At 62.6% G+C, this 12,821-nt stretch carries 11 protein-coding genes and 1 tRNA gene; 8 read left to right on the top strand and 4 right to left on the bottom strand.

From position 1 onward, the window contains the following. Positions 1-74 precede the first annotated feature (74 nt). The 8 genes from ACSQ3D_RS02990 (at position 75) to ACSQ3D_RS03025 (ending at position 6,853) form a co-directional block, all read left to right on the top strand. Entirely contained in the window at positions 75-1,004 is a 930-nt protein-coding gene (locus ACSQ3D_RS02990; protein WP_436126172.1) for a polyprenyl synthetase family protein, read from the top strand. Between the two features lie 34 nt (positions 1,005-1,038). Continuing rightward, positions 1,039-1,115 (top strand) — tRNA-Pro (locus tag ACSQ3D_RS02995). Between the two features lie 127 nt (positions 1,116-1,242). Then, positions 1,243-2,985 (top strand): type IV-A pilus assembly ATPase PilB, encoded by a 1,743-nt coding sequence (gene pilB, locus ACSQ3D_RS03000; protein WP_056415480.1) that lies wholly within the window; start codon positions 1,243-1,245, stop codon positions 2,983-2,985. Positions 2,986-3,001: 16 nt separating this feature from the next. Beyond that, complete coding sequence (locus tag ACSQ3D_RS03005) at positions 3,002-4,219, top strand: type II secretion system F family protein (protein WP_436125887.1); 1,218 nt, start codon at positions 3,002-3,004, stop codon at positions 4,217-4,219. After that, positions 4,219-5,103 carry a prepilin peptidase gene (locus ACSQ3D_RS03010; RefSeq protein ID WP_436125888.1) on the top strand — a complete coding sequence of 295 codons (885 nt, stop codon included), beginning with the start codon at positions 4,219-4,221 and terminating at the stop codon, positions 5,101-5,103. Before ACSQ3D_RS03005 ends, ACSQ3D_RS03010 begins: the two co-directional genes overlap by 1 nt. Positions 5,104-5,112: 9 nt before the next feature. Beyond that, the gene (gene coaE, locus ACSQ3D_RS03015) at positions 5,113-5,739 is read left to right on the top strand and encodes a dephospho-CoA kinase (protein WP_436125889.1); all 627 of its coding nucleotides are present in this window, start codon (positions 5,113-5,115) and stop codon (positions 5,737-5,739) included. A gap of 85 nt (positions 5,740-5,824) precedes the next feature. Further along, positions 5,825-6,580 (top strand): cell division protein ZapD, encoded by a 756-nt coding sequence (gene zapD, locus ACSQ3D_RS03020; RefSeq protein ID WP_056415470.1) that lies wholly within the window; start codon positions 5,825-5,827, stop codon positions 6,578-6,580. Between the two features lie 42 nt (positions 6,581-6,622). Next, positions 6,623-6,853, top strand: a complete 231-nt coding sequence (locus ACSQ3D_RS03025; protein ID WP_056416322.1) for a DNA gyrase inhibitor YacG — start codon at positions 6,623-6,625, stop codon at positions 6,851-6,853. Between the two features lie 120 nt (positions 6,854-6,973). Here ACSQ3D_RS03025 and ACSQ3D_RS03030 read toward each other — a convergent pair whose 3' ends face one another. From ACSQ3D_RS03030 to secA, 4 genes are all read right to left on the bottom strand, one after another. Continuing rightward, on the bottom strand, positions 6,974-7,405 hold the full coding sequence (locus ACSQ3D_RS03030) for an NUDIX domain-containing protein (RefSeq protein WP_436125890.1): 432 nt from the start codon (positions 7,403-7,405) through the stop codon (positions 6,974-6,976). 189 nt (positions 7,406-7,594) lie between these two features. Continuing rightward, positions 7,595-8,461 carry an ATP-binding protein gene (locus tag ACSQ3D_RS03035; RefSeq protein WP_056416319.1) on the bottom strand — a complete coding sequence of 289 codons (867 nt, stop codon included), beginning with the start codon at positions 8,459-8,461 and terminating at the stop codon, positions 7,595-7,597. A gap of 189 nt (positions 8,462-8,650) precedes the next feature. Next, positions 8,651-9,880 (bottom strand): bifunctional glutamate N-acetyltransferase/amino-acid acetyltransferase ArgJ, encoded by a 1,230-nt coding sequence (gene argJ, locus ACSQ3D_RS03040; protein ID WP_436125891.1) that lies wholly within the window; start codon positions 9,878-9,880, stop codon positions 8,651-8,653. 155 nt (positions 9,881-10,035) lie between these two features. After that, positions 10,036-12,807, bottom strand: a complete 2,772-nt coding sequence (gene secA, locus ACSQ3D_RS03045) for a preprotein translocase subunit SecA (RefSeq protein WP_436125892.1) — start codon at positions 12,805-12,807, stop codon at positions 10,036-10,038. Positions 12,808-12,821 lie beyond the last annotated feature (14 nt).

Below are 12,821 nucleotides of genomic sequence, written 5' to 3' on the forward strand. Positions count from 1 at the left end.
CACTTTCTGTGGCCACCATCTTGACTGACAACACCGCCTCTGCAGCCTCCCCCCTCCTGCTCGTTGCACAAGACATGCACGAGGTCGACAAGGTCATCGGCCAGCGACTGACGTCCAGCGTCCCCCTGGTGGCCCAGATCTCCCAGTACATCATCGCGGCCGGAGGCAAGCGCCTGCGGCCCGCGCTGCTGCTCATGGTGTGCGGTGCGCTCGGCTACCGGGGCGGTCATCGCCACAGCCTGGCCGCCGTGGTGGAACTCATCCACACCGCGACACTGCTGCATGACGATGTCGTGGACGCATCCACCCTGCGCCGGGGCCGTCCCACTGCGAACGAGACTTTCGGCAACCCCGCCAGCGTGCTGGTGGGCGATTTCCTGCACACGCGCTCCTTCCAGATGATGGTCGAGGCCGGCAGCATGCGCATCATGGAGATCCTCTCCGAGGCCACCAATGTGATCGCCGAGGGCGAAGTGCTGCAGTTGATGAACATGCACGACGCGTCGCTCGATGAAGCGGGCTACCTGCGGGTCATCCGCTCCAAGACCGCCAAGCTGTTCGAAGCCAGCGCCCGGCTGGGCGCCGTGCTGGCCGACAGCCCCCCCGCCATCGAAGAGGCGTGCGCCACCTACGGTCAGGCGCTGGGAACCGCGTTCCAGATCATCGACGACGTGCTCGACTATGACGGCGACGCCGAGGAGATGGGCAAGAATCTGGGAGACGACCTGCGCGAGGGAAAATCCACGCTGCCCCTCATCGCTGCCATGCAGCGCGGCTCGGCCGAGCAAGCACAGGTCGTGCGCACGGCGATCGAGGAAGGATCGACCGAACGACTGGCAGAGGTGGTGCAGATCGTGCGGGAGACCGGCGCGCTGGACGTCACCCGCGCCGCCGCGTTCGCGGAGGCACGGCGCGCCATCACCGCCGCCGAGCAACTGCCTGGCAACGCCTACACGTCCGGACTGCTGGAATTGGCGGCACAATTGCTGGCACGGCGGCATTGAGGGATCAACACGCGCCTGCCCCTGGCAGGCCGTACGGGGTGTAGCTTAGCCTGGTAGAGCGCTACGTTCGGGACGTAGAGGCCGGAGGTTCGAATCCTCTCACCCCGACCACCATTTTTGATTTGGGAATGAGCGCCCATTGTGTGGCGCTGTTGCCAATACCCGGCGCTGTACACCCTGTACACGATCGGCGATGATAGGATGGTTTCTTTTCCAAACCTAACACATCCCCGGTTACATGGCCGCTGTTGATACTGCCCCCAAAGAAGCTTCTGCGGTGGCCCTCCCTGGACTGGGGCGGGCGTTAATTTCTGCCGGCAAACTGACCCAAAAGCTGGCCGAGGATATTTACAAAAAATCACAAATCAGCCGGACGAGCTTTATCGCCGAGCTGACGGGTTCTGGCGCAGTCTCTGCCACCGATTTGGCCCACACGGTGTCCGCCGTGTTCGGCGCCCCCCTGCTGGACCTGGAGGCCATCGACCCCCTGCGCCTGCCCAAGGAACTGCTGGATCCCAAGATTTGTCAGGCTTACCGGGTCGTCGTTCTCAGTAAACGCAATAACCGGCTTATTGTTGCGACTGCTGACCCCACGGACCAGGAAGCTGCGGAGAAAATCAAGTTCACGACCCAGATGGGGGTGGACTGGATTATTGCGGAGTATGACAAACTCAGCCGATTGGTGGAATCCAGCAGCAAATCTGCAACCCAATCACTGGATGCACTGAACTCCACCGGCGGCGATTTTGAATTTGATGATGTCGCAGTCGAAGAAGCCCCCGACAACAACGACGCGGGCGCAGGCGGCGATGTCGAAGATGCTCCCATTGTCAAGTTTTTGCACAAGATGCTCCTGGACGCCTTCAACATGCGTGCGTCCGACTTGCATTTCGAGCCGTATGAACATCAGTACCGCGTGAGATTCCGCATCGATGGCGAGCTGCGTGAGATTGCCTCGCCGCCGATCGCCATCAAGGACAAGCTCGCCTCCCGCATCAAGGTGATATCCCGGCTGGACATCTCCGAAAAGCGCGTGCCCCAAGACGGAAAAATGAAACTCAAGGTCGGGCCGGACCGCGTCATCGATTTTCGGGTGAGTACGCTCCCGACATTGTTTGGCGAAAAGATCGTGATCCGTATCCTGGACCCCAGCAGCGCGAAGCTGGGTATTGATGCATTGGGCTACGAGCCGGAAGAGAAGGAGCGCCTGCTGCAGGCGATCAGCCGTCCGTACGGGATGATTCTCGTGACGGGACCTACGGGTTCCGGCAAAACGGTTTCGCTTTATACCTGCTTGAACCTGCTGAACAAGCCGGGCGTCAATATCGCCACGGCAGAAGATCCTTCGGAAATCAACCTTCCGGGTGTGAATCAGGTGAATGTCAATGACAAGGCAGGCCTCACCTTTGCAGTCGCGCTGAAATCCTTCCTGCGCCAGGATCCGGACATCATCATGGTGGGTGAAATTCGTGACCTGGAAACTGCCGATATTTCCATCAAGGCTGCACAGACGGGTCACTTGGTATTGTCCACACTGCACACCAATGATGCGCCCACCACATTAACACGGATGCGCAATATGGGCATTGCGCCCTTCAACATCGCGTCCAGCGTGATATTGATCACCGCGCAGCGTCTTGCACGCCGATTGTGCCCCGTATGCAAGGCACCGGCAGACATCCCGCATGAGGCCCTGGTGGAAGCAGGGTACCCGGAAGAGGACCTCGATGGCTCCTGGGTGACGTATCGTCCGGTGGGTTGCTCCGCCTGCAACAATGGGTATAAAGGCCGTGTTGGCATCTATCAAGTGATGCCCATCTCCGAAGATATTCAACGCATTATTTTGCGTGATGGAAGCGCCCTGGAAATCGCGGAACAGGCCAAACTTGAGGGTGTCAGGTCCCTGCGAGCATCTGGTCTGAACAAGGCAAAGTTGGGGTTTACCTCTGTGGAAGAGGTCCTTGCTGTCACCAACGAATAAGAGCTAGAGGGATCATATGGCAACCGTTGCATCGCGAGATATCAAAGATTTTGTTTTTGAGTGGGAAGGCAAAGATCGCCACGGAAAAATTGTGCGTGGCGAAATTAGAGCATCCGGTGAGAATCAGGTTCAAGCGACTTTACGGCGCCAAGGCGTTTTCCCTACAAAAATCAAAAAACGCCGCATGCGTTCCGGCAAAAAGATTAAGCCAAAAGATATTGCGCTGTTCACCCGACAACTCGCCACGATGATGAAGGCAGGCGTTCCGTTACTGCAGTCATTTGATATAGTAGGGCGCGGAAATACAAACGCAAGCGTCACAAAATTATTGAATGACATTCGAACGGATGTTGAAACTGGGACATCACTGAATGCGGCTTTTCGGAAACACCCTCTGTATTTCGATAGCCTCTACTGCAATCTCGTAGAGGCCGGTGAAGCCGCGGGTATTTTGGAGGCCTTGCTTGATAGGCTAGCAACTTACATGGAGAAAACGGAGGCAATCAAGTCAAAGATAAAATCCGCTCTTATGTATCCGATTTCGGTTGTTATCGTGGCATTCGTCGTCGTTACGGTAATTATGATTTTTGTCATTCCTGCGTTCAAAGAAGTTTTCACTTCATTTGGGGCCGATCTGCCAGCACCAACACTGTTCGTGATGGCCGTTAGTGAATTTTTTGTCAAATGGTGGTGGTTAATTTTCGGAGCTTTAGGTGGCGGGTTTTTCTTCTTCATGCAAGCTTGGAGAAGAAATGAAAAGGTTCAAAACTTCATGGACCGGCTCTTGCTGCGAATTCCTATTTTCGGGGCTTTGATTGAAAAATCTTGTATCGCTCGTTGGACTAGAACACTTGCGACCATGTTCGCAGCAGGGGTTCCTCTGGTAGAAGCCCTGGACTCTGTCGGCGGCGCATCTGGCAACTTTGTTTATTCATCAGCCACAGAAAAAATCCAACAAGAAGTTTCAATAGGCACAAGCCTGACCGCAGCAATGGGCAATGCCAATATTTTTCCTTCCATGGTCCTTCAGATGTGCGCCATCGGCGAAGAATCCGGCTCCATCGACCACATGCTCGGTAAAGCAGCCGATTTTTACGAAGCTGAAGTTGATGAAATGGTCGCGGGCTTGTCCAGCCTGATGGAACCTATCATCATCGTTTTCCTGGGCACTTTGATCGGCGGCATCGTGGTATCGATGTACCTGCCCATCTTCAAACTGGGCCAAGTCGTCTGATGGAGATGGAAGTTTGGCTCAACGCAGGACTCGGCGGAATATTCGGACTGCTGATCGGAAGCTTCCTCAACGTAGTCATCTATCGGCTTCCGAAGATGATGGAGCGGCAATGGGCTGCTGAACTCGCGTCGATGGCTGCAGGTGCTGACGACTCCCTGCAAGGCGACGCGATCGCGGAGCAGCAGCAACCCGCGTTCAACCTCATGACCCCACGGTCCCGCTGCCCTGCATGCGGGCACGAGGTGCAGTGGTTCGAGAACATTCCTGTCCTGAGCTACCTCTTCCTGCGTGGCCGGTGTTCGGCGTGCAAGGTCCGCATCTCGGTCCGGTACCCGCTGGTGGAACTGGCCACCGGCGCGCTGTTTTTCTTCTGCATCCAGCGCTGGGGTGTGACCCCCACCGGTATCGCATGGTGCGGCTTTTCCGCGGCGTTGGTGGCCCTCGCGCTCATCGACTGGGACACCACACTCCTCCCGGATGACATCACCCTGCCCTTGCTGTGGGCAGGCCTGCTGGCGTCGTCCCTGCAATGGACCGATGTGACGCTGCAGTCTTCCGTGGCCGGCGCTGCTGCGGGCTATCTTTCGCTGTGGCTGGTGTACTGGGGTTTCAAGCTGGCGACGGGCAAGGAGGGCATGGGCTACGGCGACTTCAAGCTCTTTGCCGCATTGGGCGCCTGGTTTGGCTGGCAGGCGCTGGTGCCCATCATCCTGATGTCGTCGGTCATCGGCGCCATCATCGGCATTGGCATGAAGATGTCCAGCGGCCTGCGCGAGGGTGGGTACGTGCCCTTTGGGCCTTTTCTGGTCGGTGCCGGGTTTACCGCGATGGTCTTCGGGCCCCAGGCCATTCTTCAGGCGGTGCTGAAGCTCTTCGGCCTGTAGCACACACCCATGCCCCACCGCAACCACCGCCCAGTGCGCCTGGGCCTGACCGGCGGCATAGGCAGCGGCAAGAGCACGGTGGGCCACTTCTGGCAAGCGCAAGGTGCTGCGCTCATCGATGCGGACCAGATTGCGCGGGATGTTACGGGGCCGCAAGGGGCCGCCATGCCGGCCATCGCAGCCGCTTTTGGCAGCGATTTTGTCGACCCGGCGACGGGCGCGCTGGACCGCACGCGCATGCGGGCGCTCGCGTTCACCCGACCGGAGGCCCGGGCCCAGTTGGAGGGCATCGTCCATCCCCTGGTCACGCTGCACAGCAATCTCATGGCGCAGCAGGCGGCCGACGCTGGCCGCACGCTGATCGTGTTCGATATTCCCCTGCTGGCGGAGTCGGGGCGGTGGGCGGGCCGCCTCGATGCGGTCGTGGTGGTGGATTGCGCGGCCGAAACGCAGGTCGCCCGCGTGATGCGACGCAGCGGGCTAAGCCGCGAAACCGTCGAAGGCATCATCGCCTCCCAGGCCAGCAGGACCGCTCGCCGTGCGGTAGCCGATGCGATCATCGCCAATGACGCAGACTGCACGCTCGACCAGCTCCACGAGCAGGCACGGCAGACAGCAGCATTGTTCGGGCTATGATGCGGGAGAAACCGTTTGTGCTTTCACCCCCTGCCGTGCGCCACCGGCGTCAGAATACTCCCTGAGCCCCCAGGAACCCGCCAGCGTGATCCTTTACGAATATCCCTTCAACGAGCGCCTGCGCACCTACCTGCGGCTGGAGCAGCTCTTTCGGCGCCTGGGGGAATTGATCCCCCGTGCCCACGCTCTGGACCACCACTTCGCACTGGTCACGATCTTCGAGATCATGGACGTGGCCGCGCGGGCGGACCTGAAGGCCGATGTTCTCAAGGACATCGAAAAACACAAGCACCAGCTCGACAGCTACCGCGGCAACCCCTCGATTTCCGAGGCAGCGCTCGATGCGGTGATCGCGCAGCTGGACCGCTGCTTCAACGCGCTCAACACCCAGTCGGGCAAGTCGGGCCACGTGCTGACCGAGAACGACTGGCTGATGAGCATCCGCAGCCGCGTGGGCATTCCGGGCGGCACCTGCGGGTTCGACCTGCCGGCTTACTACGCCTGGCAGCACAATCCGCCGGCCCAGCGCCAGGAAGCCCTGGAGCAGTGGGCGTCCACCCTGGCCCCGCTGGCCGAATCCATTTATGTATTGCTCAAGCTGCTGCGCGATTCCGGCGTGCCGCAGAAGGTGGCGGCCGAGCGCGGCCAGTTCCAGCAGAACCTGCCGCAGGGCCGCACGTTCCAGTTGCTGCGCCTGCGCATCGACCCCGGCCTGAACCTGATCCCCGAGATCAGCGGCAACCGCCTGATCGTGTCGGTGCGCCTCATGCGGCTGGAAGAAGATGCCCGGCTGCACGCCAGCAACGAGGATGCAGCCTTCGAGCTGACCCTGTGCGCTTGATCCCGGGCTGGCACTGCCTGTGATGTGAGGATGACGAAGAAGATGGCCCCCACCCCCCGCCCCCAGACGACGGGCACCCCCCAGGAACGCATCGTGGTGTGCCCCAGCTGCGGCGGCGACAGCGTGTACAGCCCCGCCAATGCCTACCGGCCCTTCTGCAGCGAACGCTGCAAGCAGGTGGACCTGGGTGCCTGGGCCAGCGAGGACTTCCGCATGCCTGCAGAAGCCCCACCGGGCGATGCCCAGTACGGCGACCCGCGCACGGAGCACTGACAACCGGCCCGCGTGACAGGCCGGTGGCGCGGCTGTTTGGACACCACCCAGCAATGCTGGGCATGAAAACGCCCGCTACCGCGCACCAGTCAAGCCCCACAAGCTATTATTTCAGTAGCATCACGCAGCGGACGGGGGTGTGAAGGGCAGACCGCGCTCTTCGGCCAGCCATTGCAACACCGGGTAGGCACCGGGCAAAACCGGAGCGACCGTCAGCGGCATCTGCTGCCAAGCCATCGCCTGGCCCTCACGCATCTCGAAGTCGCCGCTCCACGCCCACACCTTGCACCAGTGCAGGCGCACCAGCGCGTGGGGGTAGTCGTGCTCCGTGACCTTCCACACGACCGCCGGGCCGATGGTGACGCCCAACTCTTCGATGAGTTCACGGCGCAGAGCCTGCTCCACGGTCTCGCCTGCTTCGAGCTTGCCGCCTGGAAACTCCCAATAGCCGGCATACGGTTTGCCCGCCGGACGGGTCGACAGCAGCAGGGCGCCGTCGGCGCGCACCAGGATGCCGACGGCGACCTCGGTGTGTTGGCGCTCCTCAGCCATGGCAATCCCTTTCACCGCCGCGCCATGGCGTGGCACCCGCCAGGCCGATAGCAGCCACCAGGCACAGGCACAGGCACAGGGTGTTTCCACAGCCTCTGAGGGGCCACGGCGCCGATGCTGCCAATGCCCCCTGCGACGAAGCAACCGCCCGGGCCGCGACTCCGGTGCACCGGTATGACACCAGCCCCTTCATGCCCGCCCCGCATGGTCGCGCGCAAACTGGTAGGCCACGCGCCCGCTGCGCGAGCCGCGCTCCAGCGCCCAGACCAGCGCCTGGGGCCGCGCCGCGGTGATCGCGTCTGCAGACACGCCCAGCGACGACAGCCATTGCGCGACGATGGCGAGGTATTCCTCCTGGCTGAAGGGATAGAAGCTCACCCACAGGCCAAACCGTTCCGACAGCGAGATCTTCTCCTCCACCACTTCGCCCGGGTGCACTTCGCCGTCCTCGGTATGGGTGTAGGTGAGGTTTTCCTTCATGTATTCGGGCAGCAGATGGCGGCGGTTGCTGGTGGCGTAGATCAGCACATTGGGCGTGGACGCGGCCACCGACCCGTCCAGAATGGACTTGAGCGCCTTGTAGCCCGGTTCGCCGTCTTCAAAGCTCAGGTCGTCGCAAAAGACGATGAACTTCTCGGGGCGGCCGGCCACCACGTCGACGATGTCCGGGAGGTCGACAAGGTCCGCCTTGTCCACTTCGATCAAGCGCAGGCCCTCGGGCGCGTAGGTGTTGAGGCAGGCCTTGATGAGCGACGACTTGCCGGTACCGCGCGCGCCCGTCAGCAGCACGTTGTTGGCCGGGCGGCCCTGCACGAACTGCTGCGTGTTGCGCTCGATCTTTTCCTTTTGCGCATCGATCTCCTTCAGGTCCGACAGCGCCATGGCCGCCACATGGCGCACCGGCTCCAGGGTGCCGTGGCCGCTGCTGCGCTTGCGGTAGCGCCAGGCGATGGCCTGCGACCAGTCAGGCGCCCCCAAAGGCTGGGGCAGCACGGACTCGATGCGGGCGATAAGTTGCTCGGCCCGCTCGATCAGATGTTCAAATTTTTCATTCATTTCTGGCACCTGGCGCTTGAACCACAAGCGCGAGCAGCTATTAAATCGATAGCATCCTGAATCCGCAGGCCTGCAAGCACGCTGGCAAGCAAGCCACCAAGTCGCGCGATACAGTGCTTTGGCGCTCGGGCCTGCGATGCGCCCCATGCCGGCATTCCGGCACACCGGCATCGGGGGCGCCCTGCTGGATCAAGACCGGTAGTCGGCGTTGATCGTCACGTAGTCGTGGCTGAAGTCGCAGGTCCATACCGTGTCGGCCGCGTCGCCACGGCCCAGCAGCACCCGCACCGTGATCTCGCTTTGCTTCATCACGCGCTGGCCGTCCTCCTCGCGGTAGGCCGGGTTGCGCCCGCCCTGGATGGCCACATGCACGTCGTCCAGGTACAGGTCGATGCCAGTCTGGTCGAGGTCGTCGATGCCCGCATAGCCCACGGCCGCCAGAATGCGGCCGAGGTTGGGGTCGCTGGCGTAGAACGCCGTCTTGACCAGCGGCGAGTGGGCGATGGCATACGCCACCTTGCGGCACTCCTCGCCCGTCTTGCCGCCTTCCACGCGCACGGTGATGAACTTGGTGGCGCCCTCGCCGTCGCGCACGATGGCCTGGGCGAGCTGTTGCGATACGGCCAGCATGGCCGCCTTCAGGGCCTGGCCCTCGGGGCTGGCGAGCGACGTGATGGGCGCGTGTGCGGCCTTGTTGGTCGCCACCACCACGAACGAGTCGTTGGTCGAGGTGTCGCCGTCGATGGTCACGCGGTTGAAGGACCCGTCGGCCAGCTCGCGGGCCAGCTGCTGCATCAGGGCAGGGGCCACACAGGCGTCCGTGGCCATGAAGCCGAGCATGGTGGCCATGTTGGGCCGGATCATGCCCGCGCCCTTGCTGATGCCTGTGATGGACACCGTGGCGCCGCCGATCTGCACCTGGGCAGAAAACGCCTTGGGCAGCGTGTCGGTCGTCATGATGCCTTCGGCCGCGCGGGCCCAGTGGCCCGGCTGTGCGTCGGCGATGGCCTCAGGCAGGCCGGCTTCGATGCGGTCGTGGGGCAGGGGCTCCATGATCACGCCGGTCGAAAACGGCAGGATCTGCTCGGGCGCCACGCTCAGCTGGCGCGCCAGGGCAATGCAGGTCGCGCGCGCACGCGCCAGGCCGTCAGCGCCCGTGCCGGCGTTGGCGTTGCCGGTGTTGATCAGCATCGCGCGGATCGGTTGGCCGCTGGCCAGGTGGTCGCGGCTGATCTGCACCGGCGCCGCGCAAAATCGGTTCTGCGTGAACACGCCAGCCACGCTGGCACCCTCGTCCAGCAGGAAGACGGTGAGGTCCTTGCGGTTGGCTTTGCGGACGCCGGCTTCGGCCACACCGATGCGCACGCCGGCGATCGGATGCAGGTCGGCGGCAACGGGGGCAACGAGATTCACAGGCATGGGGGTCTGGGCCTTTCTATCTGGAAGAAGCAGGTGGATGCGACACGGGCCGTTGCCCAGGCACCCGCCCGATGAAGACTGCGGCCAATTATGCGGAAAACCGTGGCGCGCCAATGAAAACACGGGCCGAAGCCCGTGTTGCGTGAGTCACAAGATCAAGCCAGCTTGCCGTGGCACTGCTTGTACTTCTTGCCGCTGCCGCATGGGCAGGGGTCGTTGCGGCCGATGCGCAGGCCTTGCAGCTCTTCCGGCAGCGGCTCGCCAGATGCGCCCTGCGCCTGCGCGCCCAGCGTGGTTTCCACATCGCCCGTTTCGGTGGGGGCGGTGTAGGTCACGTTGGCGATGCTCTCGCCGCGGCTTTCCATGTCCTGGGCTGCCTGGTCGAGCTGCGCCTGCGACTGCACCTGCACGGTCATGAGGATCTTGGTGACCTCGTTCTTGACCAGGTCGATCAGCTGGCGGAACAGCTCGAACGCCTCGCGCTTGTACTCCTGCTTGGGCTGCTTTTGCGCATAGCCGCGCAGGTGGATGCCCTGGCGCAAGTAGTCCAGCGCGGCCAGGTGGTCGCGCCAGTTCGAGTCGAAGCTTTGCAGCAGCACCATGCGCTCGAACTGCGTGAAGTTCTCGCGGCCGACCTGCTCCACCTTGGCATCGAACGATGCGTGGGCGGCCTGCAGCACCTTCTCCAGGATCTCGTCGTCGGTGACGCTGTTCGAACCCTGCACTTCCTGCTGCAGCGGCAGGGAGACTTGCCACTCTTCGGCCAGCACCTTCTCGAGGCCCGGCAGGTCCCACTGCTCTTCCACCGACTCGGCGGGCACGTACTGGCGCACCAGGTCGGTCATGCAGTCTTCGCGCATCGCGGCAATCACGTCGGACAGGTCCGCCGCATCCAGGATGTCGTTGCGCTGCTGGTAGATCACCTTGCGCTGGTCGTTGGAGACGTCGTCGTACTCCAGCAGCTGCTTGCGGACGTCGAAGTTGCGGGCCTCCACCTTGCGCTGGGCCGACTCGATGCTGCGCGTGACGATGCCGGCTTCGATGGCTTCGCCATCGGGCATCTTCAGGCGGTCCATGATCGACTTGACGCGGTCGCCCGCGAAAATGCGCATCAGCGAATCGTCCAGGCTCAGGTAAAAGCGCGATGAACCGGGGTCGCCCTGGCGGCCCGAGCGGCCACGCAGCTGGTTGTCGATGCGGCGCGATTCGTGGCGCTCGGTGGCGATGATGCGCAGGCCGCCCAGGGCCTTGATCTTCTCGTGGTCCACCTTCCACTGCTCGCGCACGGAGGCCACGCCGGCCTCGCGTTCGGACTCGGACAAGGATTCGTCGGCCTCGATGGCCGCGATGTCCTTCTCGATGTTGCCGCCCAGCACGATGTCGGTGCCCCGGCCGGCCATGTTGGTGGCGATGGTGATCATGCCCGCGCGCCCTGCCTGGGCCACGATGTCCGCTTCACGGGCGTGCTGCTTGGCATTGAGCACCTGGTGCGGCAGGCCTTCCTTGTTCAGCAGCTGGTCGATGATTTCGGAGTTCTCGATCGACGTGGTGCCCACCAGCACGGGCTGGCCGCGCTCGTGGCATTCGCGGATGTCCTTGATCGCCGCTTCGTACTTCTCGCGGGTGGTCTTGTAGACGCGGTCGAGCTGGTCGTCGCGCTTGCTCGGGCGGTTGGGCGGGATGACCACGGTTTCCAGGCCGTAGATTTCCTGGAACTCGTAGGCCTCGGTGTCGGCCGTGCCGGTCATGCCGGCCAGCTTGTTGTACAGGCGGAAGTAGTTCTGGAAGGTGATGGAGGCCAGCGTCTGGTTCTCGGCCTGGATGTTCACGCCTTCCTTGGCTTCCACGGCCTGGTGCAGGCCTTCGCTCCAGCGGCGGCCCGACATGAGGCGCCCGGTGAACTCGTCCACGATCACGATTTCGCCGTTTTGCACGACGTAGTGCTGGTCGCGGTGATAAAGGTGGTTGGCCCGCAGCGCTGCATACAGGTGGTGCATCAGCGTGATGTTGGCCGGGTCGTACACCGAGGCGCCCTCGGCGATCAGGCCCTGGCTGGCCAGGATGCGCTCGGCGCTTTCGTGGCCCTGCTCCGTGAGGAACACCTGGTGGGTCTTTTCGTCCAGCGTGAAGTCGCCAGGCTTGGTCACGCCTTCGCCGGTGCGGGCGTCGGCTTCGCCTTCCTGGCGCACCAGCAGGGGCACCACCTTGTTCATGGCGATGTACATCGCCGTGTGGTCTTCGGCCTGGCCGCTGATGATCAATGGCGTGCGCGCCTCGTCGATCAGGATCGAGTCCACCTCGTCCACGATGGCGAAGTTCAGGCCCTGCTGCACGCGGTCGGCGGCCTCGTAGACCATGTTGTCACGCAGGTAGTCGAACCCGTACTCGTTGTTGGTGCCGTAGGTGATGTCGGCGCGGTAGGCTTCCTGCTTTTGCTCGCGCGGCATATTGGGCAGGTTGATGCCCACCGTCAGGCCCAGGAAGTTGTACAGGCGGCCCATCCACTGCGCATCGCGGTTGGCGAGGTAGTCGTTCACGGTCACCACGTGCACGCCGTTGCCCGACAGGGCATTGAGGTACACGGGCAGCGTGGCGGTCAGGGTCTTGCCCTCGCCGGTGCGCATTTCGGAAATCTTGCCGAAGTGCAGGGCCATGCCGCCCAGCAGCTGCACGTCGAAGTGGCGCATCTTCATGATGCGCTTGGAGCCCTCGCGGACCACGGCAAACGCTTCGGGCAGGATGTCGTCCAGCGTTTCGCCCTTGACTACGCGCTCCTTGAACTCCTGCGTCTTGGCCTTGAGCTGCTCGTCCGACAGCTTCTCGTACTCGGGCTCCATCGCATTGATGCGGGACACCGTCTTGCGGTACTGCTTGAGGAGCCGGTCGTTGCGGCTGCCGAATAGTTTGGTGAGGAAGTTGGTGGCCATGCGAACAGGACCGC

The organism is Acidovorax sp. LjRoot117, assembly GCF_964252695.1.
Classification (GTDB): Bacteria; Pseudomonadota; Gammaproteobacteria; order Burkholderiales; family Burkholderiaceae_C; genus Acidovorax.

What these genes read in the sequence shown, in the direction of transcription:
- ACSQ3D_RS03005 (WP_436125887.1), top strand. Translation starts at nt 3,002, where the DNA reads ATGGCAACCGTTGCATCGCGAGATATCAAAGATTTTGTTTTTGAGTGG.
- ACSQ3D_RS03030 (WP_436125890.1), bottom strand. Translation starts at nt 7,405, where the DNA reads ATGGCTGAGGAGCGCCAACACACCGAGGTCGCCGTCGGCATCCTGGTG.
- ACSQ3D_RS02990 (WP_436126172.1), top strand. Translation starts at nt 75, where the DNA reads ATGCACGAGGTCGACAAGGTCATCGGCCAGCGACTGACGTCCAGCGTC.
- argJ (WP_436125891.1), bottom strand. Translation starts at nt 9,880, where the DNA reads ATGCCTGTGAATCTCGTTGCCCCCGTTGCCGCCGACCTGCATCCGATC.
- secA (WP_436125892.1), bottom strand. Translation starts at nt 12,807, where the DNA reads ATGGCCACCAACTTCCTCACCAAACTATTCGGCAGCCGCAACGACCGG.
- ACSQ3D_RS03010 (WP_436125888.1), top strand. Translation starts at nt 4,219, where the DNA reads ATGGAGATGGAAGTTTGGCTCAACGCAGGACTCGGCGGAATATTCGGA.
- ACSQ3D_RS03025 (WP_056416322.1), top strand. Translation starts at nt 6,623, where the DNA reads ATGGCCCCCACCCCCCGCCCCCAGACGACGGGCACCCCCCAGGAACGC.
- ACSQ3D_RS03035 (WP_056416319.1), bottom strand. Translation starts at nt 8,461, where the DNA reads ATGAATGAAAAATTTGAACATCTGATCGAGCGGGCCGAGCAACTTATC.
- coaE (WP_436125889.1), top strand. Translation starts at nt 5,113, where the DNA reads ATGCCCCACCGCAACCACCGCCCAGTGCGCCTGGGCCTGACCGGCGGC.
- pilB (WP_056415480.1), top strand. Translation starts at nt 1,243, where the DNA reads ATGGCCGCTGTTGATACTGCCCCCAAAGAAGCTTCTGCGGTGGCCCTC.